Here is a 26,556-nt window from a genome sequence, read left to right as displayed (position 1 = left end):
GCGGGGAAGAGGAGTTCAGGTGGACGCCCGCCCGGGGGTCCGGTGCGGGCGTCCGGCGGTGCGGGAGGCGGGTGAGCTGCCGACGGGTGAGCTGCCGGAGGTGTCGAACACCTCGTCCCTCGTCGTGGCGAGGGCGCTCTCCAGCGCGCCCCGCAGCACCGGCCGCTCCCGGACCTCACCCGTGATCAGGCGCGGGGAGGAGGGGGCGAGTTCGGCGAGTTCGGCGGCGGTCAGCTCGCGGAGCACCGCTCCGCCCGCGGCGTTCACCGCCCCGGACAGCACCACGATCTCCGGGTCGAGTACGGACACCAGGGAGGCGAGCCCGGTGGCGAGCGCGGTGGCGTAGCGCCGGAGCAGCTCCAGGTGCGGCCCCTCGGGCCGCGCGGCGGCCCGCGCGAGCAGCGCGACGGCGACCGCCACCGGGTCGCCGGCCCCGCGCCCCGGCCCGGACCCGTCTCCCGGCCCGGCGCCGCTTCCCGCCCCGGCAGGGTCGATCCCGAGACCGGCCGCCAGGGCGGCCACCGCCCGTACGCCGGCCAGCTCCTGCCAGCCGCCGGAGTTCAGCGCGCGCACCCCCCGGACCAGCGGGCGGCCCGGCACCGGGAGGAAGCCCACCTCGCCCGCGCCGCCGGTCCAGCCGCGGTGCAGCCGCCCGCCGAGCACCAGCGCGGCACCGAGACCCGCCTCGTTCCAGAGCAGGACGAAGTCCCGGTGCCCCCGCGCGGCGCCCAGCCGCTGTTCGGCGACGGCGGCGAGGTTGACGTCGTTCTCGTACGCGACGGGCATCGGCAGCGCCGCCGCGAGCTCCTCCAGCAGCGTGGGGGAGTGCCAGCCGGGCAGGTGGTCGGCGTACCGGAGCCGGCCGGTGCGCGGGTCGAAGGCGCCGGGGGTGGCGACGGCGAGCCGGTGGATGCCGGACCGGTCCAGCCCCGCCGCCGAGGCCGCGCGGTCCAGGGCCTCGGTGACCTGGCCGACCACCACAGAGGCGGGGGCGGGTCCGGAGCCGGGGACCGGGGTGGGCAGGTCGCAGCTGCCGGCGACCCGGCCCGCCAGATCGGCGACCGCCGCCGTGATCCGGGCCGGGGTCACGTCCAGCCCGGCCACGTACGCGGCGCGCGCGTTGAGCGCGTACAGCTGCGCGCTGGGGCCGGGGCGGCCACCCGCGGTACCGGTGGCGACGACCAGTCCGGCCGTCTCCAGGCGGGCGAGCAGCTGGGAGGCGGTGGGCTTGGACAGTCCGGTCAGGCTGCCGATCCGGCTCCGGGACAGGGGGCCGTGCTCCAGCAGCAGCTCCAGCGCGGCGCGGTCGTTCATGGCGCGCAGCAGGCTGGGGGTCCCGGGGGTGGCGGCGCCGCTGACGGTCGTCCCTCCGTTCACGGTCGTCCTCCTTCCCGGGCGGACCGGGCAGGTCCCCAGGGGGCTGCCCCACAACTGTAAGGAAAGTTTCCTGTTGGTTGCTGGCACCTGTCAACGCACCACGACACAACGACACAGCGGTACAAACACACAGCGGTACAACGACACAACGACACAGCGGTACAAGCGGCGCAACGACACGCGACATGGCACTGCCCCGTGGACCGGAGAGGTCCGCGGGGCAGCGTCATGTCCGAAGCGGGAAGGCTACTTGGTCATCCGCACGCTCGGCGGCGGCGACTGCGGCTGCGGTATCGGCGCCGCGGCCAGGGACTGCGGCGAGGCCGGATTGGCCAGGGCCGACGGCGGGGCCACGTTGGCGGCCGGGTCCGGGGCCGGGGCGGCGTCCTCGTCCTCGGGGGCCGGCAGCCCGCCGACGATGCGGATGCCCGCCTCGTCGAAGGCCTCCTTGATCCGCCAGCGCAGCTCGCGCTGCACGGCGAACTGCTTGCCCGGCATGGTCTTCGCGGAGACGTTCACCGTCATCGAGGCGAGCATGACCTCGCCCAGGCCGAGGATCTCGATGGGGCCCCACAGGTGCTCGTCCCACGGGTCCTCCTTCGCCATGCCATCGGCGACCCGCTGGATGATCGCCTTGATCCGCTTCAGGTCCTCGGTCGGCTTGACCTGGACGTCGACCATCGCGGTGGCCCAGCCCTGGCTGAGGTTGCCGATGCGCTTGATCTCACCGTTGCGGACGTACCAGATCTCGCCGTTGTCACCGCGCAGCTTGGTGACCCGGAGGCCGACCTCGATCACCTCGCCGGAGGCCACACCCGCGTCGATCTTGTCCCCGACGCCGTACTGGTCCTCCATGATCATGAAGACGCCGGACAGGAAGTCCGTCACCAGGTTCCGCGCACCGAAACCGATCGCCACACCGGCCACACCGGCGCTGGCCAGCAGCGGCGCCAGGTCGATCTTCAGCGCGGCCAGCACCATCAGTGCCGCCGTGCCGAGGATCAGGAAGGAAGCCACCGACCGGAGCACCGAGCCGATCGCCTCGGAGCGCTGGCGCCGCCGTTCGGCGTTGACCAGCAGCCCGCCCAGAGCGGTGCCCTCGACCGCCTCGGCCCCGGAGTTCATCCGGTTTATGAGCTTGGTGAGCGCCTTGCGGACCACCGACCGGATCACCGCGGCGATCACCACGATCAGCAGGATCCGCAGGCCGATGCTCAGCCAGGTGGCCCAGTTCTGCTCGATGAAACTGGCGGCGTTGTTGACGCTCTGCTGCGCCTCCAGGACCGAGGCCGGCGTTTCCGGGATCTCGGTCGCGAGCGGCAGCAGGGTGGGCGGCCAGGGCACGGCGGGTACCTCCAGGTGTAGCGACTGCCCGTGGAACAGGGGTGTACGGGCAGGCCTTCCACACTAACGGGGCTGGAGATCCACTCCGCCGGAACCGTTCGAGGGAGAGACAAGGCTCACCTGGGGAGGATTCCGGTGTGGTTGAAAACACCCCCGACCCGTTACGGGAGCGTGGTGGCGCTTCGACCAGCAGTGAGGAGAGACTGAGAGCAGATCGTCCCGGCGCGAGCCACGCGCCGCCGGCGTACAAGGAGGCATCCGCGTGCCACACGTCCTGGTCCTCAACGCGTCGTACGAGCCCCTCGGCGTCGTACCGCTCCGCCGCGCGCTCGTCCTCGTCCTGGAGAACAAGGCCGTCTCCCTGGAAGAATCCGGCGCCTTCATGCACAGCGCGTCACGGGTCGTCCCCGCTCCCAGCGTGGTCAGACTCAAGCGTTTCGTACGGGTCCCCTACCGGGGGCCCGTTCCACTCACCCGGCGCGCGCTGTTCGCCCGGGACGGCGGCCGCTGCATGTACTGCGGCGGCGTCGCCACCAGCGTCGACCACGTCATCCCGCGCAGCCGGGGCGGGCAGCACGTGTGGGACAACGTGGTCGCCGCGTGCCGCCGATGCAACCACGTCAAGGCCGACCGCCACCTGGTCGACCTCGGCTGGCGCCTGCGCCACCAGCCGGCCCCGCCGTCGGGACTGGCCTGGCGGATCATCGGCACGGGCCACCGGGACCCCCGCTGGATGCCGTACCTCCAGCCGTACGGAGCCCAGGACGCACTGGAACGCATCGGGGTGACGGCGGCGGCCCCGGCTTCGTGAGGCGGGGGCGGGGGCGGGGGCGGGGGCGGGGGCGGGGGCGGCTAAGGGGCGGGGAAGCGGCGGGGCTGCGCGTGAGGCCGACGGCCGGCGGGGCGGGGCGATGGAGGGCGGACACGCCTGGTCGGCGTCTGGGGGGTGCCCGGGGGCTGCCCGTCAGTCCCAGTGTCTTTCCGTGCCGGCCGTCGGCGTCAAGGGCGCGACGTTGTCGCGTCGCCTCCGGCGATGGCCCTTCGGGCCACCCTTGACCCCGACGTCCGTCCCGGAACGACAAGGACTGTCGGGCGGCCCCCGGGGGGATGGCATGGAGGGACCGAGGCTGCTTTGGCGGTGGCGTTGGCGGGCACGGGCGGCGGCTGCCGCTCGGCCAGCCGCCCGTCCGGGCGGACGCGGGACCGAAGTCGATCAGATCTACGTAAGCCGGCTCGGCCCACGCGCACCAGATCGCTACGCGCTCATCTTTCTCAGCGGGTGCGGGCCGATTGGGGCCGTGCACAGACCGCGACCGATCGCTACGCGCTCCTGCCGGACGGCGGGTGCGGGCCGTTCGGGGACGGACACGGGCTGCGGCCCGCCCGGACGCCGGTCGCGGCCGCTACCCCACCACCGCGTACGCCTCCGCCGACCACAGGGAGCAGCCGTACTCCGTCGCGCGCGCATCGCAGACCACCCGGACGAAGCGGGTGTCCGGGGCGTCCAGGCGGACGGACTCCCGGCCGCCCGGTGACCCGGCGACCGTTGCCGACGTACGCCAGGTCACCCCGTCGGAGGAGGTCTGCACCCGGTACGCCGTCGGGTAGGCGTCCTGCCAGTGCAGGACGACCTGGCCGAGCCGTACCGGAGCGGGGCCCAGTTCCGCCTGCCACCAGGCGCCGTCCTCCGCCGGTGAGGACCAGCGGGTGGCCGGGTCGCCGTCCACGGCCGCGGACGCCGGGAAGTCCCGGGTCTCGTCGCCGGAGGAGGTGGCCCTGGACCCGCGGGCCAGGTCCGGGCCCCCGGTCTTCGGGAAGGCCCGCACCACCAGCGTCCGCGTCTCCCCGCCGAAGCTGACCGGTACCTCGTACCGGCCCGCCGGGGTGCCCGCCGGCACGCTGACCTCCAGCGGAACCGTTACCGCGGTGCCCCTGGGCACCGTCGCCTGCGCGGGCAGCGCCACCCTGATGCCCTGCGGCGGTTTCGCCGACAGTTCGCCGCGGACCTCGCCCGGTCGCAGCGGCGCCAGTTCCACGGCTATCCGCTGCGGGCCGCCGCCGATCTCCGCGTCCGTGCGGCCGCCCCCGGCCAGCTCGAACCGTGCCGCCGGCTCGTCCGCGAACCACGGCACCACCCCGCGCACCACCGGGGCCTCCCCGGCCCACACCAGCCGGACCGCGTCCGCCCGCAGGCCGGCCGTCCCACCGGCTGCCGCCGGGGGGACCCCCACCTGGGTCCAGCCGGAGCCCGTCGCGTCGCCGAGCTTGAGCCAGCCCTGGCCCGGTACGTGGGCCTCCACCGAGGCGCCGCGCACCGCCGGGGTCAGCGGGTCCGTCATCACCGTGACCGTGGACACCAGCCGTTCCCGGTCCAGCTGCACCGTCCACGCGCCGTCCGTCGCGGTGATCCGGCCCGGTGCCGGACGGCTCGCGCCGGTCCAGGCGTCGGCCTCCGCCACGGCCTTCGCCAGGAACGGGTCCAGCACGCCCTTGCCCACCGTGGCCTCCGCCCCGCCGGGCAGCGCCGCCCGCGCCGTGCCCAGCGCCCGGTACGCCTGCCAGGCCGCCGCGCCGTCGCCGCGCGCCTGTGCCCGCAGTGCGTCCACCGCCAGCTCACCCGCCGTCCCGTACCGGGCCAGCTGGTCCAGCCACGGCCCGCCCTCCGCCGGGAGGGCGCCGTCCGCCGGGCCCGCCAGCCGCTCCCGGGCGGTCCGCATCACGGTGAACGCCGCGCGCAGCCGGTCCGCGGCCCGCTCCAGCGCCGCCCGGTCACCGTTCGCCCGGGCCTGCCAGAACTCGTCCGTCAGCGGCTTCAGGTACGCCGACTCCTCCTGTCCCAGCGGCGAGGACGAGGTGTTCCCGGCCAGGGCGGTCAGCGCGTCCCGGGCTCCCGCGTCGCCCCCGGCCAGTTCCGCGACGGCCGCCCGCCAGGACTCGTCGGGCCGGTACCCGCGCGGGTTCCACGCGAAGTCGGCGGCGGTGAAGAGGGGGATCCGGGACAGCGCACCCTGCTGGGCGGCGTGCGCCAGCAGCCCCGAGCCGTGGGCCACGGCCGGCTCCCGGCCGGCGTAGGGGCCGAGGAAGATCCGGCCCGGCTCCCAGTCGTTGACCGGGTAGTTGTCCATGGTGACCAGGGGGTGCGCGAAGGCCGCCCGGGCGCCCGAGATCTCCTTGCCGGTGATGGTGCGCGGCACCACGCCCACGCCGGTCCAGGCCACCTCCACCCGCTCGTCCAGCTCGCCCGCGAGTGCCGCGCGGTACTCGGTGGCGCCCTCCTGGTAGTACTCGGTCGGCATCAGCGACAGCGGGGCCGAGCCCGGGTGGCGCCGGGCCAGCGCGTCCGCGAGCTCGCCCGCGACCTCCGCGTGCGCCCGCGCCGCCGCCCTCGGGCCCCTGCCGTAGCGGGCGCGGTCCGCGGAGCAGCCCCACTCCGTGTAGCTCACGTCCTGGAACTGCAGCTGGAACGAGCGGAAGCCGAGCTCCCACATCGCGTCGACCTTGCGCAGCAGGGCCTTGCGGTCGGCGGCGGAGGACAGGCACATGGACTGTCCGGGGGTCACCGCCCAGCCGAGCAGCACCTTGTTGGCCGCCGCGCGCTCGGCCAGCGCCCGGAAGTCCTCCCGCTGGGCGGTCGGGTAGTCCTCGCGCCAGCGGGCCTGCCGGAACACGTCGTTGCCGGGGGCGAGGAGGTACCGGTTCTGCTTGGTGCGGCCCATGAAGTCCAGCTGGGCCAAGCGCTGTTCACGGGTCCACGGTTCGCCGTAGAAGCCCTCGGTGAGGCCGCGCACGGGGGCGGCCGGCCAGTCCCGGATCAGCACTCCGGGCACCTTGCCGGGGGTGCCGGCGAGGAGCTGGCGCAGCGTCTGCGCGGCGTGGAACAGGCCGTCGTCGCCGGTGCCGGACAGGGCGACGGTGTCCCGGCCGAAGTCCCTGCCGACCGCGAGCCGGTAGCCGCCGGAGGGCAGCTCGGCGGTGGTGCCCGCACCGAGCGCGCGCAGCGCCGCCTCGGCGTCGGGGCCCTGGACGCGGATGACCATGCCGTGTGGCGGCAGCGGCGCGGCGGAGTCCTGTTCGCGCAGGCCGCGCACTCCGGCGGCGCGCAGCGCGGTGCGGATCACGTCGACGGCGTGCCGGTCGGCGCCGGCGGGCGGCAGCACCAGCACGGCCTCGGCGCCGAGCGGGAGGTCGCGGGAGGCGTCGGCGGTCAGCGACTGGGGGCGCGGCCAGACCGCGGGCCCCTGCGCCACGGAGGTCCGGGCCGCGGTTCCGGGTGTGGCGGTCCCCTGGGTCGCGGCCTGTGCGGCGGCGGAGCGCTCGGCCGCGGAGGCCGCGCCTCCGGCGCCGCCCGCGCCGCCGGCCGGGTCCGTCCCGGGGGTCGCGGGGGAGGGCGGCGCCGACGGGGTGGTGAAGGACGTCGGCGAGACGGCGCTCGCCCCGCCGAGCAGGCCGCCGAGTACGGCGACCGTGACGGCCGTGGCCCGCTTCCTGCCCATCGGGCCCTGCCCGGGACCTCGCTGCACGCTGTCTCTCCGCTCCGAGTCGGCCCCCCCACTCGTACGAATGAACTCGAGCCCACCATTCGTGCGGCTCAAGTGTCAATGGGGCCGGGTGCTTTGACCGTTTTGCCTGGGTAGTCTGGGCGGCGGACTGGGTAGACCTGCGATGTTCCGCAACCCATCGCACACACGGGAGTTGTTCACATGGACGTACGCACGCGATCCAAACGTGCCGTCACCGTATTACCGCCCCTCCGTCCGCCCTGGCAGGCCGACGCCCCGCTCATCAGCGAACCCCCGCCGGCGGACGCCGGATTCGCGCCCCTGACCAGCGAGCCCTGGTTCACCGCCGAACTCCCGCTGACGAGCGAGCCGGTCCTGCCCGCGGACCACGCCGCCTGAGACCGCAGAAGGACAACAGCATGGACGCCGCAGACGCAACGGACGCCGCAGACGCAACGGACGCAACGGACGCTCTGCACGACCTGGGCGATCCGGACGTCGCGGACGGCGCGGACGAACTGGCCCGGCTCGCCGCCCTCCACGGCGTCGCGACCTCCTACCAGCCCGCCGAGGACGTCACCGTCCGGGTACCGGAGCGGACGGTCAGGGCGGTGCTCGGACAGCTCGGCGTCCCCGTGGACACCCCCGGCGCCGTACGGGAGGCGCTCGCCGCGGCCGAGGCGGCCGCCGCCCGGCTGCTGCCGCCGACCCTGGTCCAGTGGGTAGGGGAACCGGCCCCGGCCCCCCTGGCCGGACTGCCCGCGGGCAGCCGGGTCCTGGTCCGCCTGGAGGACACCGGGGCGGAGCGCCCCTGGGAGCCGGACGCGGACCTGCCGAACGGGGTGCACCGGGTCACCGCGCGGACCCCGGACGGGCGGCGCGGCGAGGCCGTGCTGATCGTGGCCCCGGACCGGGCCCCGGCCGCGCCCGGGCGCTCGTACGGGCTGCTGGTCCAGCTGTACTCGCTGCTGTCCGGGCGCTCCTGGGGCATGGGCGACCTGGGCGACCTCGCGGACCTCGCGCGCTGGGCCGGGACCGCCCACGGGGCCGGGTTCATCCAGGTCAACCCGCTGCACGCGGCCGTGCCGGGCACCCCCACCGACCCCTCCCCGTACCGGCCCTCGTCCCGCCGCTTCCCCGATCCGGTGCACCTGAGGGTCGCGGACGTCCCGGAGTACGCCGGCTGCCCGGACCGTGAAGCGCTGGACCGGCTGGCCGAGCGCGGCGCGGAACTGGGCCGACAGGTCCTGGAGAAGGGGGCGCTGATCGACCGCGATGCCGTCTGGGCGGTCAAGCGGGCCGCCCTGGAACGGCTCTACGCGGTCCCGCGCAGCCCGGAGCGCGAGGCGGAGTACGCCCGCTTCCGCGCGGCCGCCGGCCCGTCGCTGGACGCCCACGCCCGCTGGCTGGCGCTGGCCGAGCGCTACGGCGCGGACCCGGCCGGCTGGCCCGCCCCGGCGCGGGACGCGGAGGGCACCGCGGGCACGGCGGCCGCCGGGATCCCCGCGGCCGGCCCGGGGAGCGCCGACTTCCACCGCTGGCTGGCCTGGCTGACCGACAGCCAGCTGGTCGCCGCCCAGCGGGCGGCCCGGGAGGCCGGCATGGCGGTCGGCCTGGTGCACGACCTCGCGGTCGGGGTGCACCCGCAGGGCGCCGACGTGTGGGCCGCGCCCGGGACCCATGCCACCGGCATGACGGTCGGCGCCCCGCCGGACGCCTTCAACGCCCGCGGCCAGGACTGGAGCCTGCCGCCGTGGCGCCCGGACAAGCTGGCCGGGGCCGCCTACGCCCCCTACCGGGACCTGCTGCGCTCGGTGTTCCGGTACGCGGGCGCGCTCCGCATCGACCATGTGATGGGCCTGTTCCGGCTCTGGTGGATCCCCGAGGGCGCCCCGCCCGCGGAGGGCGCCTACGTCGCCTACGACGGCGAGGCGATGCTCGCCGTGCTGGTCCTGGAGGCGCACCGGGCCGGCGCCCTGGTCATCGGCGAGGACCTCGGCACGGTCGAGCCGCGGGTGCGGGAGGCCCTGGCCCGGCGCGGGGTGCTCGGCACCTCGGTGCTGTGGTTCGAGCGGGACTGGGCGGGCGACGGCCGTCCGCTGTCGCCGCCGGCCTGGCGGGCGGACTGCCTGGCCACGGTGACCACCCACGACCTGCCGCCCACCGCGGCCAAGCTGGCCGGGGAGCACGTGGAACTCCGCGACCGGCTGGGCCTGCTGACCCGCCCGGTGGACGGGGAGCGGGCGGCCGACGAGGCCGACACCGCCGAGTGGCTGTCCGTACTGGCCGGACTGGGGCTGGAGGCCAAGACCGAGGAGGAGACCGTGCTGGCCCTCTACAAGTACGTGCTCTGGACCCCGGCCCGGATGGTCGGGGTGTGGCTGCCGGACGCGGTGGGGGACCGGCGGCCGCAGAACCTGCCGGGGACCTGGGACCAGTACCCGAACTGGCGGCTGCCGGTCGCGGACGGCTCCGGACGGCCCGTCACCCTGGAGGCCCTGGCCGCCTCGCCCCGCGCGCAGGCCCTGCTCAGGGCGGTGCGGGAACAGGCGGGGCCCCGTACGGCACCCCCGGACGCGCGGCTCGTTTAGGTGTTCGCTACGTTTGCACCGTGGACAAGAAGAACGCTCTGCGCGCCGGCGCCGTCTCGGCCGGTACGACGCTGATGATGCTGCTGATGACGTCTCCCGCGCTCGCGCTGACGCGTGACGACGGCGACGACCCGGGTTCCGGCATCAGCATTGCCGAGACCATCGGCCTGTACGTGCTGCTGCCGATCGTGCTGTTCCTGGTCATCGCGGGTCTTGTGATGGTCCTCGACAAGTCGGACAAGCAGACCGCCAAGTAGCTTTCCCGCCGGTCCGTCCGGTGAGCGGGCCGGTCCCGTGCGGCACAGCCGCGCGGACCGGCCCTCCGGCGTACCCCCGGGCACACGCCCGGGGCCCTTCGCCGGGCCCCTTCGCCGGGGCCCGTCCGCCTACGCCCCGACCATCAGCTTGCGCAGCAGGCCGGTGAGCACCTCGGCCTCCTCCGGGCTCAGCCCGGCCAGAGCCGCCCGCTGAGTCTCCAGCCCGGCCACGACCGCCTCGTCGATGAGCGAGAGGCCCCTGTCGGTGATCGTCACCTGGATGCCCCGCCGGTCGTGCGGATCGGGGCTCCGCGTGAGCAGCCCCGCCTTCTCCAGCTTGTCCAGCCGGCCCGTCATACCGCCCGTGGTGAGCATCAGCGTCGCCGACAGCTGACGCGGCGACAGCGTGTACGGGGCGCCCGAGCGGCGTAGTGTGGCGACGACGTCGAACTCGCCGCGCGTGATCCCGAACCGTGCGTAGGTGCGGTCCATCTCCTCTCCCACGCTGCGGCTGATCCGGTAGATGCGGCCGAAGACGCCCATCGCCGTGACGTCCAGCTCCGGCCGGACCGCGTTCCACTGCGCGGTGATCGCGTCGACCGCGTCCGCGGGCATGACCGCACCCGTGCCCGCACCCGCGCCCGTGCCCGCACCTGCGCCCGCGCCCGTGTTCACCACCGGGTTCATGACCATCCCGGCCACCTCCATCGGCATCTCGCTCGTTACTCGCAGTATCGCAAAGGAATCGCTTGACGAAAAGTAGCTTGCCGCTAAGCTACTTGCTAGCAATCTACTTCAGGGGGAGGCGGTCATGCGGAAGACCGGAACGGAACGGGTGGCGGGGGAGCGGTCCCTGCTCGTCGGAGTCGGGATCAGCGCGGTGGGGATCGGCATGTACGTCCCCTTCACCCTGGTCTTCTTCCACCACGTCACCGGGCTCTCCTTCGCGGTGGTCGGCCTGGTCCTCACCGTCACCGGCCTGACCGGCCTGGCCTTCATGCCGCTGGCCGGCGCGGCCGTGGACCGCTTCGGCGCCAAGCGGGCCAACCTCGCCCTGTACGCGGTCCGCGCCCTCGGGTTCGCGCTCTACCCGCTCGCCGACTCACTGCCCGCCTTCGCCGCCGTCGCCCTGGTCACCGCGCTGGCCGACCGGTCCTTCCCGGTGGTCCAGCAGTCCCTGATCGGCGAAGTGGCCCGAGGCTCGGCCCGGGACCGGCTGCAGGCGTCCCTGCGCGCCCTGCAGAACGCCGGCATGGGCGCTGGTGCCCTGCTGGTGTCCGGCGTGCTCGCCCTGTGGGGCAATGCCGCCTTCGACCACACCGCCCTGGGCAACGCCGCGGCCTTCGCCCTCGCCGGACTGCTCGTCAGCCGGGTCCGCCCGGTCCGGGACGCCGGGACCGCCTCGGCCGGGCGGCCGCCCGCCGGCTACCGGATGGTCCTGCGCGACCGGCCCTTCCTCGGCCTGACCGCGGCCAACTTCCTGGCCGCGCTCGGCTACGCCGCCCTCTCGGTGCTGTTCCCGCTGTACATCGCCACCTGGCTGCACGGCCCCGAGTCCCTCACCGGCGCCGCCTTCACCCTCAACACCGTCCTGTGCGCCGGGATCGGCGTACTGATCGCCGGCCGGGTGCGCCGCTCCGGCGCCCGCCGCACCCGCTCGGCCGCCCTGGGCTCGCTCCTCTTCGCCGCCGCCTTCGCCGGCCAGATCGTGCTCGGCACCGTCCGCCCCGGGCAGACCGGACTGCTGATCGCCCTGCTCGCCATCGTGGTCGTCTACACCCTCGGCGAACTGATCCACAGCACCTCCGGCGGAGCCCTGTCCGTCTCCGCCGCCCCGGAGCCGGTGCGCGGCCGCTACCTGGCCACCTACCAGCTCTCCTACTCGCTGGCCACCGCGCTCGCCCCGTCCCTGTTCACCGCCCTGCTGGCGGTCGACGGCCGGCTGCCGTGGGCCCTGCTCACCGTCGCCGCCCTGGGATCCGCGCTCGCACTGCTCCGGCTGGAGCGGCACCTGCCCGCCGAGGCCGTGTACGCGGAGCCGTCGGCCCCGGTCGCCGAATCCGCCGTAGCCGAATCCGCCGTAGCCGGATCCGCCGTCGACGCACCCCGGCCCGCCACCGCCCCCGCCGGCGCCTGAACGCCCGCCCCACTCGGAGGAACCCGCCATGAAGCGCCTCGCCACCGTGGTCCTGACCGCCCTCGCTCCCATCTCCTGGGGCTCGACCTACTTCGTCGCCACCGAGCTGCTGCCGCCCGACCGGCCGCTGTTCACCGGGGTGATGCGGGCCCTGCCCGCCGGGTTACTCCTCACCGCCGCGGCCCGCACCCTCCCCAAGGGGGAGTGGTGGTGGAAGTCCGCCGTCCTGGGCGCGCTGAACATCGGGGCCTTCTTCCCGCTGCTGTTCCTCTCCGCCTACCGGCTGCCGGGCGGACTGGCCGCGGTCCTCGGTTCCTTCGGCCCGCTGGTCGTCATCGGGATGGCCGCGCTGGTCCTGGGCGAGCGGGCGAGCACCCGGTCCCTGCTGGCCGGCATCGCCGCCGCCTTCGGCGTCAGCATGGTCGTGCTCAAGGCCGGGGCCGCGCTCGACCTGATCGGCGTCCTGGCCGGCATCGCCTCCTCCGCCTCGATGGCCGCGGGCACCGTGATGACCAAGAAGTGGGGGCGCCCGGAGGGCGTCGGCCCGCTGGCCCTGACGGGCTGGCAGCTCACCGCGGGCGGGCTGCTGATCCTGCCGCTCGCCGCCCTGGTGGAAGGCGCCCCGCCCGCGTTCGACGGCAAGGCCTACCTGGGCTTCGGCTACATGATGCTGCTCAACACCGGAGCCGCGTACTGGCTCTGGTTCCGCGGCATCGGCCGGCTGAGCGCGACCTCGGTGACCCTGCTCGGCCCGCTCTCCCCGCTGACCGCCGCCGTGATCGGCTGGGCCGCGCTCGGCCAGGACCTCTCGCCGGTGCAGCTGCTGGGCATGGCGATCGCCTTCAGCGCCACCGTGGCCGGACAGCTGCCGGCCAGGAGCCGTACCGCCCCGGCCGCCCCTGCCGTGCGGGCCGCCGTATCCGGCAACCGATCTTTCAGTGAAACTGAAAAGATCGATCAAAAAGTTTCGATGGACCTGAGCAATGACGGGATGCGACGGTAGGGGCACGAAACCAGCCGATCACCCTGAGGGGGACAACACCGTGGCCGTCCTGGACCGCGTCCGTACCGCAGCTCCGCACCGGCAGAACCGGCAGAGCACCGCCACCGCGCAGGGGAGGAAGGGCGCCCTCGGCCTCGGCGTCCTCCTCGCCCTGGTGGCGACGGTCGTCTGGTCCGGCAGCTTCGTCGCCACCCGCGGCATGGCCGACACCGTCCCGCCCGTGCAGGCCGTCTTCTGGCGGTGGGTCATCGCCACCGTCGCCGTCGCCCCGCTCGCCGTCCGCGAGACCTGGCGGCAGCGGCACCTGATCCGCCGCCACCTCGGCTACGTCTCCCTCGCCTCGTTCTTCGGGATCGCCCTCTACAACACCCTGGTCCACCAGGCAGGACTGACCACCTCCGCCTCCAACATGGGCATGATCATGGCGGCTTCGCCGGTCATCATGGCCCTCTTCGCCCGTCTCGGCGGCGAACGCCTCGGTGCCGTCCGCACCTTCGGGATGCTGATGGCTGCCCTCGGCGTGCTGCTCCTGGTCGGCAAGGGCTCGCTCACCGTCGACTTCGCCGCCGGCGACCTGTGGATGTTCGCCGCCGCCCTGTCCTTCGCCTCGTACAGCGCGCTGCTGAAGCGGAAGCCCGCCGAGATCTCCGGCCTGGCCTTCCTGCTCACCACCTTCGTCCTGGGCGCGCTGATGCTGGCCCCCGCCTACGCGGTCTCCCTCGCCGTCCAGGGCGGGTTCGAGGTCACCGCCGGCACCGCCGGGCCGCTGCTCTACGTCGGCGTCTTCTCCTCGGCCGTCGCCTTCTTCGCCTGGAACAAGGCCGTCTCGCTGATCGGCGCGGCCCGGGCCGGCGTCGTCTACTACCTCCAGCCCGTGTGCGTCGCCCTGCTCTCCTTCCTGCTGCTGGGCGAACAGACCGGCCCCGTCCAGCTGTTCTGCATGGGTCTGATCCTCGGCGGTGTCGCCCTGGGCGCCCGCCGCTAGCCCGCCGGTAGGTTCACCTTCATGACCGGCTCGACGAGCGAATGGGACATCAAGAAGCTCCGCATCCTGCGCACGCTCGGTGAGCGGGGCACGGTGACCGCGACGGCCGAGGCGCTGCACATGACGCCCTCGGCCGTCTCGCAGCAGCTGACCAACCTGGCCCGGCAGCTCGGAGTCCCGCTGCTGGAGGCACAGGGCCGCCGGGTCCGGCTCACCGACGCGGCCCATCTGGTCCTCCGGCACGCCGAAGCGGTCTTCGCCCAGCTGGAGCGGGCCGACGCGGAACTGGCCGGCTATCTGGCCGGGGAGGCCGGGGAGGTCCGGGTCGGCGCCTTCTCCACCGCCGTCCCGGCCCTGGTGGTCCCGGCCGTAGCGGCGCTCCGGCTGACCCACCCCGGCGTGGAGGTCCGGGTACGGGAGACCGACGCGGGAGAGGCCTACGAGCTGCTGTCCGCCAGGGAGGCGGACGTGGCGCTGTCACTCGCCGCGCACGCGCCGACCGCCCGCGACCCGCGGTTCACCCGCATCCCCCTGCTCGCCGACCCGCTGGACGTGGCGCTGCCCCCGGACCACCCGCTGGCCACGGCCCCGTCCCTCCGCCTGGCGGACCTCTCCTCGGAGCCCTGGATCTACGGGGGCTCCGGCCCCTGGTCGGAGATCACCCGCACGGCCTGCGAGGCGGCCGGCTTCGTGCCGGAACAGGCCCACTCGGCCGCCGGCTGGACGGCGATCCTCGCCCTGGTCGAGGCGGGCATGGGCGTCGCCCTGATCCCCCGCATGGCAGCCACCCGCGCCACGGGCGTCACGATCCGCCACCTCCCGCACGACCGCCCCATCCGCCATGTGGTGGCCGCCACCCGCCGCGGCGCGGAGTCCGCCCCGGCCATCGCCCGCGTCCTGGCCGCCATCCGCGAGGTCGCCGAGGGCTGAGCCGACGGGGTCGGGGTCCCGGCACAGCGGAGCCCCACCACGCATCGTGACGGGGCTCCGGCCGGGCGGTGTTACGACGCGGCCGCGTCGGCCGCCTGGGCCTTCAGGGCGCGCTCGACGCCCGCGCGGGACTCCGAGACCAGACGGCGCAGGGCCGCGTTCGGCTCGGCCGAGGCCAGCCACGCGTCCGTCGCGTCCAGGGTGGCCTGCGAGACCTGCAGGGACGGGTACAGGCCGACCGCGATCTGCTGGGCGATCTCGTGGCTGCGGGACTCCCAGATCCCCTTGAGCACGGAGAAGTACTTCTCCGAGTAGGAGGCGAGCAGTTCGCGCTGGTCGGTCTGGACGAAGCCGCCGATCACGGCCTCCTGCACCGCGTTCGGCAGGTCCGCGGAGTCGATCACCGAGGACCAGGCAGCCGCCTTCGCCTCCGCCGTCGGAAGGGCCGCGCGCGCGGTGGCCGCGTGCCGCTCGCCCGCCGCCGTCTTGTCCCGCTCCAGCTCCGCCGCGATCTTCGCCTCGTCCGCCCGGCCGGTCGCGGCCAGCCGCTCCAGGAACGCCCAGCGGAGTTCGGTGTCGACGACCAGGCCCTCGACCGTCTCCGTACCGTCCAGCAGGGCCGCCAGCAGGTCCAGCTGCCCCGCCGTACGGGCGGTGGCGGCGAAGGCCCGGGCCCACGCCAGCTGGTGGTCGCTGCCCGCCTCGGCCGCGCGCAGGTGCTCCAGGGTGGCGTCGGTCCAGGCCGCCAGGCCCGTCTCGCGCCACGCCGGGTCCGCGTACAGGTCGATGGCCAGCTTCACCTGGCGGTGCAGGGACTGCACCACGCCGATGTCCGACTCCTTGCCGATGCCGGACAGCACCAGGGACAGGTAGTCGCGGGTGGCCAGCTCGCCGTCCCGGGTCATGTCCCAGGCCGAGGCCCAGCACAGCGCCCGCGGCAGCGAGGCCTCGAAGTCGCCCAGGTGCGCGGTGACCTTGGCGAGCGAGTGCTCGTCCAGGCGGACCTTGGCGTACGACAGGTCGTCGTCGTTGAGCAGGACGACGTCCGGCCGGTGGTGTCCGACCAGCTCCGGCACCTCGGTCAGCTCGGCGGCCGCGATGTCCAGCTCCACCCGGCGCTCGCGCAGCAGCTTCCCGCCGCCCGCCGGGTCCATCGAGTAGAAGCCGATCGCGATGCGGTGCGGCCGCAGCACCGGCTCGCCCTTCGCGCCGGCCGGCAGGGCCGGGGCTTCCTGGCGCACCCGGAAAGAGGTGATCTTCCCGTGCTCGTCGGTCTCGATCTCCGGGCGGAGGATGTTGATGCCCGCCGTCTCCAGCCACGCCTTCGACCAGGCGGTCAGGTCACGGCCGGAGGTCTCCTCCAGAGCGCCCAGCAGGTCGGACAGCCGCGTGTTCCCGAAGGCGTGCGCCTTGAAGTACGCCTGCACGCCCTTGAAGAACTCGTCCATGCCGACGTAGGCGACGAGCTGCTTGAGCACCGAGGCGCCCTTGGCGTAGGTGATGCCGTCGAAGTTGACCAGGACGTCGTCCAGGTCGCGGATCTCCGCCATGATCGGGTGGGTGGACGGCAGCTGGTCCTGCCGGTACGCCCAGGTCTTCATGGAGTTGGCGAAGGTGGTCCAGGAGTGCGGCCACTTCGAGTCGGGGGCGTACGCCTGGCAGGCGATCGAGGTGTAGGTCGCGAACGACTCGTTCAGCCAGAGGTCGTTCCACCACTCCATGGTGACCAGGTCGCCGAACCACATGTGGGCCAGCTCGTGGAGGATCGTCTCGGCGCGGACCTCGTACGCGGCGTCCGTGACCTTCGACCGGAACACGTACTGGTCGCGGATGGTCACCGCGCCCGCGTTCTCCATCGCGCCCGCGTTGAACTCGGGCACGAACAGCTGGTCGTACTTGGCGAACGGGTAGGCGTAGTCGAACTTCTCCTGGAACCAGTCGAAGCCCTGCCGGGTGACCTCGAAGACCGCGTCCGCGTCGAGGAACTCGGCCAGCGAGGGACGGCAGTAGATGGCCAGCGGGACGACCTGGCCGTTCGGGCCCTCGTAGCTGCTGTGCACGGCGTGGTACGGGCCGACGATCAGCGCGGTCACGTACGTGGACATGCGCGGGGTCGGCTCGAAGGACCAGAGGTTGTCCTTCGGCTCGGGCGTCGGGCTGTTGGAGATCACGGTCCAGCCCTCGGGGGCCTTCACGGTGAAGGTGAAGGACGCCTTCAGGTCGGGCTGCTCGAAGGAGGCGAACACCCGGCGGGCGTCCGGCACCTCGAACTGGGTGTAGAGGTACGCCTGCTCGTCGACCGGGTCGACGAAGCGGTGCAGGCCCTCGCCGGTGTTGGTGTAGGCGCAGTCCGCGACCACCTTGAGCTCGTTCGTCCCGGCCTTCAGGCCCTTCAGCGCGATCCGGGAGTCCTGGAAGACCTCGGCGGCGTCGAGCGCGGTCCCGTTGAGGACGACCTCGTGCACGGTCGGCGCGACCAGGTCGATGAAGGTCTCGGCGTTCTCCTCGGCGGAGTCGAAGCGCACGGTGGTCACGGAGGGGTAGGTGCCCCCCTCCTGTGCCCCGGAGAGATCGAGTTCGATCTCGTAGGAGTCCACGGTGAGCAGCTTCGCCCGCTGCTGAGCCTCTTCACGGGTCAGGTTCGTGCCAGGCACGCGTTCATCTCCTTCGATGGTGACGTTCCCGGCCATCCTTCCACGCAAAGTGAAGGGGCGGACACCCATTACGGTGCCCGCCCCTCCGGCGGCGTTCTCGTACGGATCAGCCCTGGCGGAGCTCCTCCGCCACCAGCTCGGCGATCTGGACCGCGTTCAGCGCGGCACCCTTGCGCAGGTTGTCGTTCGACAGGAACAGCGCGAGGCCGTGCTCGACGGTCTCGTCGACGCGGATGCGGCCGACGTACGAGGCGTCCTTGCCGGCGGCCTGGAGCGGGGTCGGGATCTCGGAGAGCTCGACGCCCGGGGCGTCCTTCAGCAGCTCGTAGGCGCGCTCCACGCTGATCGGACGCTCGAAGCGGGCGTTGACCTGGAGGGAGTGGCCCGAGAAGACCGGGACGCGCACGCAGGTGCCGGAGACCTTGAGCTCCGGGATCTCCAGGATCTTGCGGGACTCGTTGCGGAGCTTCTGCTCCTCGTCGGTCTCGTGGGAGCCGTCGTCGACCAGGTTGCCGGCCAGCGGCAGCACGTTGAAGGCGATCGGGCGCCGGTACACGCCGGGCTCGGGGAAGGCCACGGCCTCGCCGTCGTGGGTCAGCTCGGGGGCGCGGTCGGAGACGGCCTTGACCTGGCCGTCGAGCTCGGCGACACCGGCCAGGCCGGAGCCGGACACGGCCTGGTAGGTGGTGGCGACCAGCGCGGTCAGCCCGGCCTCCTCGTGGAGCGGGCGCAGCACCGGCATCGCGGCCATGGTGGTGCAGTTCGGGTTCGCGATGATGCCCTTGGGGCGGTTCTTGATCGCGTGCGGGTTGACCTCGGAGACGACCAGCGGGACCTGGGGGTCCTTGCGCCAGGCGGAGGAGTTGTCGATCACCACGGCGCCCTGGGCGGCGACCTTCTCGGCGAGGGCCTTGGAGGTGGCGCCGCCGGCCGAGAACAGCACGATGTCGAGGCCGGTGTAGTCGGCGGTGGCCGCGTCCTCGATCGTGATCTCCCGGCCCTCCCACTCCAGGGTGGAGCCGGCGGACCGGGCCGAGGCGAAGAGCCGCAGCTCGTCCACCGGGAACTTGCGCTCGGCGAGGATGCGGCGCATGACGCCGCCGACCTGTCCGGTGGCTCCGACGATTCCGACCCTCACGGTGACTCCTTCTGATGCGTACGGCGCGGTACAGCCTGCTCCATCATGCGTGCGACCCCGGGCCGCTTGTCCAATCTATTGGCCAGGGTGTCCGCAGAGCGGACGAGGATCACTGGAACCCCGTCACTGTGACGATCACGTGACGGGGCCGCGTCCGGTCCGTCGGGGCGGCGGAAACCCTGGTCGGGGTGGTGGTGTCAGGGGATGGGGAGTGCTTCGGCGGTCCAGGGGGCCTCGGCTTCCACGACGATCAGCAGGGGTCCGGCGAGGAGGGGGTGGGTGGTGTCGAAACGGCCGGAGCCGGTGGCCAGGACCTCCCAGGCGTCCCGGTCCGGGCGGTCGGGGCGGGCGGTGTGGATGACGGCGACGTCGTATTCCGAGCCCTGGTGGCGGATCCGCAGGTCAGAGGCCGGGCCGTCGTGCCGGAGCACGTCGGGGCCGGAGGCGGACACGGGGGTGGCGGTGGTCAGCGGGCGGGCCGCACCGACCGGCAGCACGCGCAGGGTCCACTCGCCGTCCGTCTCGATCCGCAGCCGCAACGCCTTCCGGCCGCGGACGGCCAGGGTGCGGCCGTTCCGGACCTGGGCCGGGCTGTTGAAGAGGAGTTCGTCTCGCCTGTTGCGCCGGTCGAGGGCGTGGACGTTGAAGTAGCCGTGGCCGGCCAAGAACGCCTCAATCATCAGCGGCCCCTCCGGGGTGGACGGGCCCAGGGTGAGCACGCTGTCGCCCCGGCCGCGGTACTCGTGGAACACCTCACCGGCCGCGTCGTCGGGCTGTGGGCCGCCGACGCCGGGCCCGGCGTCCCCGGCGGTCCCCGGTTCGACTGCGTCCTGCGCGTCCTGCGCGTCCTGGGCTTCTTGTGCTCCCGGGGTCCCCGGTGTGCCCGCGGCACCCGGCATGCGCAGTACGGCGGATCCGGTGTACCCGGGGTCTCCGGCCTCCGGTCCGAACGGTGCCGCGGCCCCGGCGGCCCCGGCGGCCCCGTGGTGGCCCGCTGCCGACGTACCGGGCAGGGCGGCGGTCCCTGGTACCGGCGGCAGTACGGGTGCGACCCGTGCGCCGGGTGCGGGCGCGGCTTCCTTGTGTACCTCGGTCGTCGGGGGGCCGGGTACCGGCGGGGCCGGCAGCGCGGCCGGCGGTATGCCGAACTCGGCGGCCAGCGCGGCCGGTCCGGCGGTGTGGCCCTGGCCGACGGCGCGGAAGCGCCAGGCCCCGTCCCGGCGGTAGCACTCGCCCAGCACCAGTGCGGTCTCCCCGGTGGCGTCCGTGACCTCGTACCGCGCCACCGGTGTTCCGTCGCCGCCCGCCACCTCCACGGACAGGCCCTCGACCGCGCCGAACGGCCCGCCGGCCGTCACGGCGGCGATCAGCACCCGCTGCACGGACGGCTCCACGCTGTCCGGGTCCATCTCCAGCCGCTGGACGAGCAGTCCGCCCTCCTGCGCCCCGCCCAGGTACCGGACGGCGCCCGACGGGTGCCGGGGGCGGTCCCCGACGACCACGTCGGAGCCGTCGCGGACCCGGCCGGCGGCGTCCAGCAGGACCGCCGCGGCCGCCACCACCGGCGTGTCCGGCCGTGCCGTGCGGGCCACGGTGATGCGGAACGGCCCGTCGGGCAGCGGGGTGTTGGCACCCTTGATGATCATCGGCATGCCGGCATCCTGTCAGGCGCCACCCGCGCGGTCGATCACTTCCCGACCGGAACGTGACGGGGTGTGAAAAGTATGTGGCGGGCACGTTGCACGGCCGCAGGATGTCCCGGATGCCGACTCCGGTGCGGTTACGGTCCGGACAGTCGCGTCCGTTATCCGGACGACGTCTCACTGACCACAGGGAGGAACCACCATGCCCGCGCACCGCCGCCGGACCACCGCCGCCACCGCGGCCATCGCCGCCGCCACGGCCGCGGCCGCCCTGGCGCCCGTACTGTTCGCCGCCGGGCCCGCAGCCGCCCGCCCGTACGAGGACAAGCCCGCCAAGGCGGCGGCGAAGCTTTCCAAGGAGCTCGTGGCGGAGGCGTCCGGCCGCGGCGCCTACCGCCACCTGGAGCGGTTCCAGCGCATAGCCGACGCCAACGGCGGCAACCGGGCGGCCGGCACCCCCGGCTACGACGCCTCCGCCGCCTACGTCCACGACAGGCTGAAGAAGGCCGGGTACGAGGTCTCGTACCAGGAGTTCGACATCCACGAGGCGAAGACCAGGACCGAGCGGACCACCGTCCTCGGCTCCGGCGGCGCGGCCGACCGCGAGCTGGCCACGGCCGCCTTCACCTTCACCAAGAACACCCCGGCCGGCGGCCTGACCGCCCCGCTCGCCCTCGCCCGGGTCGACGAGACCCCCGGCTGCGACGCCGCCGACTACCCGGCGGGCGCCTTCGCAGGGAAGATCGCCCTGGTCAAGCGGGGCTCCTGCACCTTCGTGGAAAAGCAGAACGCCGCCGCCGCGGCCGGCGCCCTAGGCGTGATCGTCTACAACCACAGCGGTGCCACGCCGGTGCGCGGCGGCTTCGGCTCGCCGGCCGAGGGGATCATCCCGAGCGCCGGCATCACCCTCGCCGACGGCGAGGCGCTGACCAAGGCCGCCTCCGACGGCGAGGTCAGGGTCCGCCTGGAGCTGGACCAGGAGCACATCAAGCGGACCACCCGCAACGTGATCGCCGAGACCCGCGCGGGACGGGCCGACAAGGTGGTGACCGTCGGCGCGCACCTGGACTCGGTCAAGGAGGGCCCGGGCATCAACGACAACGGCTCCGGGTCGGCCGGTCTGCTGGAGGTCGCCCTGAAGCTCGCCGAGGAGGCCCCGGTCAACAAGCCGGGCCGGAAGCACGGGCAGATCGCCAACAAGGTGCGGTTCGCCTGGTGGTCGGGCGAGGAGCTGGGCCTGCTGGGCTCCGGGCACTACGTGTCCAAGCTGTCCGAGCGGCAGAAGAAGGACATCGCCCTCTACCTCAACTTCGACATGATCGCCTCGCCGAACCCGGCGCAGTTCGTCTACGACGGCGACGACTCGGACCGCACCGGCGCGGGCGCCGGACCGGCCGGCTCTGCACAGATCGAATCGCTGATCAACGGCTTCCTCGACCGGAAGGGCAAGCCGCACGAGGGCAGCGACTTCGACGGCCGCTCCGACTACGGCCCGTTCATCGAGAACGGCATCCCGGCCGGCGGCACCTTCACCGGCGCCGAGGGCATCAAGACCGAGGAGCAGGCGAAGCGTTACGGCGGCCGGGCGGGCGTCGCCTACGACCCGAACTACCACGGGGCCGGCGACGACCTGAGGAACCTCGACCGTGCCGTCTTCGACACCAACGTGGACGTCATCGCCCACGCCGTCGGCAGCTACGCGCAGGACCTGAGCACGCTGGGGAAGTGAGCGAGCCCGGGAAGAGGGCGTGCGGAAGGGGCCGGTGCTCGCCGTCGGGCACCGGCCCCTCCGTCATGCCGTCACACCGTCACGACGTTGCGTCGTTACGGGGTGACCTTCTCGATCTGGACGCTGCCGGTGCCGGCGGCGGTGCCGCGGGCGTTCAGCAGCTGCACCTGGCCGAAGAACTGCCGGCCCTCCGGGGCCGCCGCGTTCACCAGCACGTTCGCCGAGACCTGCGCCGAGGCGCCGTTGGCGAGGTCCACCGCGGCCGAGTCGTCGACCTGGATCGAGCCCAGGGCGTCGGAGAAGTACACGTCGCGGTAGTCGTACGTGGTGCTGCCGGCCGGGACCGCGTAGCCGATCACCTGGATGGTGTAGGTGCCCGCGCCCGGGTTGGTCAGGGACACGCTCTCCTCGGAGTCGCCGTCCGCGGAGGAGCCGACCTTCACGCCGTCCTTGTAGACGTCGAGGTCCAGGTCGGCGGCCGCGTCCGAGACGTTGCCGATGGAGATGTCCAGGCGGGAGACGCCCGCGCCGATGGTGACGGTGCTGGTCTGGGTCTCACCGTTGGCGATGGTGGGCTTGGCCACCTTCGCCGAACCCAGGCCGCCGCCCTTGAGCTTGCCGCCGGTGATGGCCGCGAAGTCGTTCTTCACGGTCCAGGTGACCGGGGACGGGGTGCCCTGCTTGACCTCGGGCAGCACCTTGACGGCCGGGTCGAAGGACCCGCCGAGGACCGCCACGTCGAGCTTGAAGGGGTTGTCCAGCACCGGAGAGGTGCGGCGCGCCTCGACCTCGATCTCCCAGACGCCCGGCTGCGGGTTCGCGTACGAGCGCAGGTCGGGGCGGCAGGTGTTGGCCGGGTTGTTGTAGTTCGGGTAGCAGTTGACCGTCGACGTCGGGTCCGACGGCACACCGTAGGGGTGGATCGAGATGAAGCGGGTCTGGCTGTTCGCCGCCAGGCCGCCGAGGGCGACCTCCAGGGACTTCGCACCCTCAGGGACGGTGACGAAGTACGACTGGTGGCTGTTGCGCTGGACCGTGCCGGTGGTGGAGAAGCCGTAGCCGGGCTTGGCCAGCGGGGCGGCGGCGACGACCGTGGAGAGGATCTGCTTGTCGATGCCCTCGGTGGTCTCGTCGTCCAGCTGCAGGATGCCGCTGTGCACGCCGGGGGTGCCGGCCTTCGCCTCGACCTTGATGGTGACGGGCTTGTTCAGCGGCAGGGTGACGTAGTCGTAGCCGCCGAGGACCTTGAAGGTGCCGTCGTTGTGGCGCCAGCTCAGGTTGTGGCGGGTGCCGTACTTCACGCCGGTGGTGCGGGTGACGACGACGTCGTAGACCTTCTTCTGGCCGACCTTGAGGCCGCCCTCGCGGTCGTACAGGCCGGTGCCGAAGCCCGGGGTCTTCAGGAACTGGTCGATCGCGGTGTCGACGGGGGCCTTGACGGTGAAGTCGTTGGCCTTGGCGTCGCGCTGGATCGACTCCCAGGCCGCCGGGATGTCGATCAGACCCGCGCCCTGGGCGTGCGCCGGGACACCGTCGATCTTCTTGGCGGTGCTGGTGAGCGCGACGCGCATGGCGGCCGGCGTGAGCGCGACCTTCTCCTGCTTGGCGGCCGAGATCAGCAGGGCGCTGGCGCCCGCCGCCTGCGGCGAGGCCATCGAGGTGCCCTGCAGCATGCCGTAGCCGGCGGGCAGCGCGTAGCCGGCCTCGGCGACCGGGGCACCCGGCAGCCAGGTCTGGATGGTGTTGATGGAGGCGCCGGGGGCGCTCAGGGTCGGCGTCATGCCGCCGTCCTCACGCGGGCCGCGCGAGGAGAAGTTGAACATGTTGTACTTCTTGGCCACGCCGGAGCCGTAGTTGGCGGCCCAGGTCTCCTTGGAGACCGAGGCGCCGACGCTGATGACCTTGTCGGCCAGCGACGGGTCGCCGATGGTGTTCAGGCCGGGGCCGGAGTTGCCGGCCGAGATGACCAGCTGGACGCCGTAGGTGTCGATCAGGCGGGTGTAGAGCTCGGCGCGCGCGTTGTTGCCGTCGTTCAGCGCCGGCAGGCCGCCGATGGACATGTTGACGATGTCCACGCCGCGGTTGACCACGAGGTCGATCATGCCCTCGGTGAGCGCGACGTTGGTGCAGCCGCCGGACCAGGAGCAGGCGCGCGAGGAGACCAGCTTGGCGCCGGGCGCCGCGCCGTTCATCTTGCCGCCGAACAGGCCGTTGGCGGCGGTGATGCCGGCCACGTGGGTGCCGTGCTCGGACTCGATGATGCCGATGTTGACGAAGTCGGCCTTCTTGCCGACCCAGTCCCCGCCCAGCGGGTCCATCGGGACGTCCTTGCGGATCTGGATCACGAACGGGATGCGCTCGGCGACCTCGGTCGCCGGGTTGTCCGTGCCGAAGTAGCCGACCTGGTTGCCGTCCTTGTACGGCTTCATCGGCTCGTTGTTGGTGAAGTCGTTGTCCTGGTCGGTGTCGACGCGGACGGTGCCGGCGGCCGGGTCGTAGAGCATGCCGAACCGGTCGGTGGTGTCACCGTCGCGGTTGACGTCGCCCTGCATGTCGCCGGTGGCGGTGATCGACTCGCTGAACCGGCTCCACTGGAAGCTGCCCTCGGGGGCCTTCCAGCTCGCGCCGCCCGCGGCGAAGGTGCCGCCGCTCGGGGTGACCGGGGTGATCTGGGCGCGCCAGGTCCCGTCCGAGTCGGTGATCGGGTCGGTGGCGGTCACCCAGTCGACGATCTTGCGCTCGCCGGTGGTGGTCTTCTGCAGGGCCGGGTGGCCGAGGTCGACGCCCGAGTCCAGGATGCCGATGGTCACGCCGCGGCCGTCGGCCTGCGGGTGGTCCTTCACGAAGTCCACCGCGCCCGTCTCGAAGGACGGGTTGTACGGGTTCTTCGCCGGGGTGTCCTTGCCGGGGCCCGGGTAGGTCTCGCCGGCGGTGCGCTTGCCGGCGCCGCCCTTGGCGCCCGCCTCGGGGCGGGGCTCCGGGAGCTGGATCTCGTGCCGCAGGTCGATGCCGTGCACGGAGGACAGCTTCGCGGCCGCCTTGAGGGCGGCCTCCGCCTTCGCGGTGGGCAGGGTGGCGCGGACGTAGCCGAGCTTGTCGTACGTCTGGCCGACCGAGGCGCCCTGGACGGCGTCGAGCTGCTGGGCGACCTGCGCGGTCTGGCCGGGGGCGGTGGCGACCATCACGGTGACGGTCTTCTCGCCCTTGGCCTGGGCCTCCTGGAGGAGTTCCACGTCCGCCGAACCGATCTTCTGATCGGCCGACTTGACGGGCGGTGCGGTCCACGGATCATCCGCGGTGCCCGAAGCGAACGCGGGCACGGCGCCGGTGGCCGCGAGCGCGGCCACCAGTCCGGCCGCGGCCGCGACGCGGGCAGCGCGTCTGGCCGCGGGTATGGAGCCGGGGGATTCGAGGGTCATCAGCATCCCTGGTAAGTGAAAGAAACGGTCCGGATTTCGGTGCCGGATGACCGGTCAGCCTTGCGCAACCGACCGGCCTTTGGGGAGGGCTGCCTCGAAACGAGACCGTTCCTGGCGGACTCTCGCCAGTGCGGAGCAACCGCCACCACGGCCTTACCCGGGCATACCGGTGCGAGCCGAGGGTGCTGATGAGTCGACTTGTCGATACCGTGAGCCCCCGCCACGGGCTTCCGCCCGGCCGGGGTGTGACGATTTTTCCTTGATCAGCGCTCGCGCGTGCGCGCGTAGTGCCGGGAGGCCTTGGCCCGGTTGCCGCAGCCGGCCATCGAGCACCAGCGGCGGGTGCCGTTGCGCGATACGTCATGGAAGTGCAGGACGCAGGTCTCGGACGCGCACTTGCGGATCCGGTCGGGCGCCGAGCCCAGCAGCTCCAGGTAGTTGCGTGCGGCGGTCCAGGCCGGCCCCCAGGAAGGGTCGGCGAACTCGGCCCGCTCGCCCGGCCCGTCGGCGGTCAGTGTGGCCCGGATCCGGCCGTGCTCCAGCACGGCGTCGACCAGGGACCGGGCGCCGGGGTCGGCCGGGTCGGCCACCGCCCGGGCCAGCGCCTCGCGCGCGGTCAGCAGGTGGACCAGGGTCGCGGGGTCGGCCCGGAAGCCCCGCTCGGCGTCCAGCCCGGTGCTGCGCAGCCAGATCTCCAGGCCCTCGACCCGGGTCAGGCCGATGCCGGCCCCGGCGAACAGGTCCAGCGGGGTGCCGTCGGCCACCCAGCGGGTGTTCAGCAGGTCCAGCGCCACCGGCTCCCCGGTCAGCGGGCGGGGGTCGGTCGCCGTCATCGTGACGCCTCCAGTCA

17 protein-coding genes are annotated in these 26,556 nt (G+C 73.4%); 8 read left to right on the top strand and 9 right to left on the bottom strand.

Annotated features, from left to right (window positions below):
* Positions 1 to 15: 15 nt before the first annotated feature.
* Both ACGFQ9_RS27945 and ACGFQ9_RS27940 read right to left on the bottom strand, forming a co-directional pair.
* Positions 16 to 1,314 carry an ROK family protein gene (locus tag ACGFQ9_RS27945; RefSeq protein ID WP_393577578.1) on the bottom strand — a complete coding sequence of 433 codons (1,299 nt, stop codon included), beginning with the start codon at positions 1,312 to 1,314 and terminating at the stop codon, positions 16 to 18.
* 309 nt (positions 1,315 to 1,623) lie between these two features.
* Complete coding sequence (locus ACGFQ9_RS27940; RefSeq protein WP_393577515.1) at positions 1,624 to 2,721, bottom strand: mechanosensitive ion channel family protein; 1,098 nt, start codon at positions 2,719 to 2,721, stop codon at positions 1,624 to 1,626.
* A gap of 262 nt (positions 2,722 to 2,983) precedes the next feature.
* On the opposite strand from ACGFQ9_RS27940, the gene ACGFQ9_RS27935 reads away from it, so the two are divergent.
* Positions 2,984 to 3,532 carry an HNH endonuclease gene (locus ACGFQ9_RS27935; protein ID WP_393577513.1) on the top strand — a complete coding sequence of 183 codons (549 nt, stop codon included), beginning with the start codon at positions 2,984 to 2,986 and terminating at the stop codon, positions 3,530 to 3,532.
* A 592-nt stretch (positions 3,533 to 4,124) separates the two neighbouring features.
* Here ACGFQ9_RS27935 and ACGFQ9_RS27930 read toward each other — a convergent pair.
* On the bottom strand, positions 4,125 to 7,214 hold the full coding sequence (locus tag ACGFQ9_RS27930) for a beta-N-acetylglucosaminidase domain-containing protein (protein ID WP_393577576.1): 3,090 nt from the start codon (positions 7,212 to 7,214) through the stop codon (positions 4,125 to 4,127).
* A gap of 425 nt (positions 7,215 to 7,639) precedes the next feature.
* Between ACGFQ9_RS27930 and malQ the strand changes: the two genes are divergently transcribed.
* Together malQ and ACGFQ9_RS27920 are read left to right on the top strand one after the other, a co-directional pair.
* Positions 7,640 to 9,811, top strand: coding sequence for a 4-alpha-glucanotransferase (malQ, locus tag ACGFQ9_RS27925; protein WP_393577512.1), 2,172 nt, complete (start codon positions 7,640 to 7,642; stop codon positions 9,809 to 9,811).
* A gap of 20 nt (positions 9,812 to 9,831) precedes the next feature.
* Positions 9,832 to 10,068, top strand: coding sequence for a hypothetical protein (locus ACGFQ9_RS27920; protein ID WP_393577510.1), 237 nt, complete (start codon positions 9,832 to 9,834; stop codon positions 10,066 to 10,068).
* Between the two features lie 129 nt (positions 10,069 to 10,197).
* Here ACGFQ9_RS27920 and ACGFQ9_RS27915 read toward each other — a convergent pair whose 3' ends face one another.
* Positions 10,198 to 10,683 (bottom strand): MarR family winged helix-turn-helix transcriptional regulator, encoded by a 486-nt coding sequence (locus ACGFQ9_RS27915; RefSeq protein WP_393577575.1) that lies wholly within the window; start codon positions 10,681 to 10,683, stop codon positions 10,198 to 10,200.
* 196 nt (positions 10,684 to 10,879) lie between these two features.
* Here ACGFQ9_RS27915 and ACGFQ9_RS27910 point away from each other — a divergent pair, with 196 nt between their 5' ends.
* The 4 genes from ACGFQ9_RS27910 to ACGFQ9_RS27895 are packed head-to-tail and all read left to right on the top strand — an operon-like array spanning position 10,880 to position 15,123.
* Positions 10,880 to 12,205: an MFS transporter gene (locus tag ACGFQ9_RS27910; RefSeq protein WP_393577508.1), complete on the top strand. Its 1,326-nt coding sequence runs from the start codon at positions 10,880 to 10,882 to the stop codon at positions 12,203 to 12,205.
* A gap of 28 nt (positions 12,206 to 12,233) precedes the next feature.
* The gene (locus ACGFQ9_RS27905) at positions 12,234 to 13,208 is read left to right on the top strand and encodes an EamA family transporter (RefSeq protein ID WP_393577507.1); all 975 of its coding nucleotides are present in this window, start codon (positions 12,234 to 12,236) and stop codon (positions 13,206 to 13,208) included.
* Between the two features lie 40 nt (positions 13,209 to 13,248).
* The gene (locus tag ACGFQ9_RS27900; RefSeq protein WP_393577506.1) at positions 13,249 to 14,193 is read left to right on the top strand and encodes a DMT family transporter; all 945 of its coding nucleotides are present in this window, start codon (positions 13,249 to 13,251) and stop codon (positions 14,191 to 14,193) included.
* 21 nt (positions 14,194 to 14,214) lie between these two features.
* Entirely contained in the window at positions 14,215 to 15,123 is a 909-nt protein-coding gene (locus ACGFQ9_RS27895) for a LysR family transcriptional regulator (RefSeq protein WP_393577504.1), read from the top strand.
* A gap of 71 nt (positions 15,124 to 15,194) precedes the next feature.
* Here ACGFQ9_RS27895 and pepN read toward each other — a convergent pair whose 3' ends face one another.
* The 3 genes from pepN to ACGFQ9_RS27880 all read right to left on the bottom strand — a co-directional run bounded on the left by pepN (position 15,195) and on the right by ACGFQ9_RS27880 (position 20,567).
* The gene (gene pepN / locus ACGFQ9_RS27890) at positions 15,195 to 17,777 is read right to left on the bottom strand and encodes an aminopeptidase N (protein WP_393577502.1); all 2,583 of its coding nucleotides are present in this window, start codon (positions 17,775 to 17,777) and stop codon (positions 15,195 to 15,197) included.
* 106 nt (positions 17,778 to 17,883) lie between these two features.
* Positions 17,884 to 18,915, bottom strand: coding sequence for an aspartate-semialdehyde dehydrogenase (locus tag ACGFQ9_RS27885; RefSeq protein WP_393577501.1), 1,032 nt, complete (start codon positions 18,913 to 18,915; stop codon positions 17,884 to 17,886).
* 197 nt (positions 18,916 to 19,112) lie between these two features.
* Positions 19,113 to 20,567: a TerD family protein gene (locus ACGFQ9_RS27880; RefSeq protein ID WP_393577500.1), complete on the bottom strand. Its 1,455-nt coding sequence runs from the start codon at positions 20,565 to 20,567 to the stop codon at positions 19,113 to 19,115.
* Positions 20,568 to 20,760: 193 nt separating this feature from the next.
* On the opposite strand from ACGFQ9_RS27880, the gene ACGFQ9_RS27875 reads away from it, so the two are divergent.
* Positions 20,761 to 22,287, top strand: coding sequence for a M28 family peptidase (locus ACGFQ9_RS27875; protein ID WP_393577498.1), 1,527 nt, complete (start codon positions 20,761 to 20,763; stop codon positions 22,285 to 22,287).
* Between the two features lie 95 nt (positions 22,288 to 22,382).
* Here the strand turns inward: ACGFQ9_RS27875 and ACGFQ9_RS27870 are convergent, their stop codons facing one another.
* Both ACGFQ9_RS27870 and ACGFQ9_RS27865 read right to left on the bottom strand, forming a co-directional pair.
* Positions 22,383 to 25,706 (bottom strand): S8 family serine peptidase, encoded by a 3,324-nt coding sequence (locus ACGFQ9_RS27870; protein ID WP_393577496.1) that lies wholly within the window; start codon positions 25,704 to 25,706, stop codon positions 22,383 to 22,385.
* A gap of 263 nt (positions 25,707 to 25,969) precedes the next feature.
* On the bottom strand, positions 25,970 to 26,539 hold the full coding sequence (locus tag ACGFQ9_RS27865) for a CGNR zinc finger domain-containing protein (RefSeq protein ID WP_393577495.1): 570 nt from the start codon (positions 26,537 to 26,539) through the stop codon (positions 25,970 to 25,972).
* Between the last annotated feature and the right edge of the window lie 17 nt (positions 26,540 to 26,556).

It is taken from the genome of Streptomyces sp. NPDC048603 (assembly GCF_043199475.1).
In the GTDB taxonomy this organism is placed as follows: domain Bacteria; phylum Actinomycetota; class Actinomycetes; order Streptomycetales; family Streptomycetaceae; genus Streptomyces.
The sequence above is the reverse complement of the archived record's forward strand: the minus strand, read 5'-3'. Positions and strand labels throughout refer to the sequence as shown.